The organism is Carboxydocella sp. ULO1, from assembly GCF_002049255.1.
Taxonomy (GTDB): domain Bacteria; phylum Bacillota.
Map to the genome: position 1 here is coordinate 1 of NZ_BDLQ01000134.1, position 419 is coordinate 419.

Annotated in this window: 1 protein-coding gene; it reads right to left on the reverse strand. The window is 40.1% G+C overall.

Annotated features, from left to right (window positions below):
- Window positions 1-46: 46 nt before the first annotated feature.
- A complete protein-coding gene (locus ULO1_RS13995; protein ID WP_079933780.1) occupies window positions 47-307 on the reverse strand; it encodes a hypothetical protein in 261 nt (86 codons plus the stop codon).
- Between the last annotated feature and the right edge of the window lie 112 nt (window positions 308-419).

Genomic DNA, 419 nt, shown 5'->3' on the forward strand with positions numbered 1-419 from the left:
GAACAAATTCGCCCTTCGGGCGACTTAAACGAGTAAGCCGCAATGCCTACTCTTTTTCTCCTTTATAAACCATGCCTCCAGGACAATAAGGACATTCCAAAATTGGCATTCCTGATGAGCCCAGGTTATCTAATTTGTCCATAGCTTTCATCTCATCTACGATAAATGCTGGCACTTCCTCTTTATATCCACATTTCTGACAATGATAATTGTAATAGGTTTCCTTTTTCTGTCCTTCGAAGGGAAGCTCCCAGTCCAGCAGTAGATCTTCTATCTCGGCCATTTCGTTTTTTCTTTTCTTTTTCATCAATGTAAATCACCCCATCCTTCTCAAATGACCATATGGTTCCATATTTGTAATGCCATATCCTCCATAACTCCATCTCCTGCCCACAACATGGACATTTTAATGGATTTTT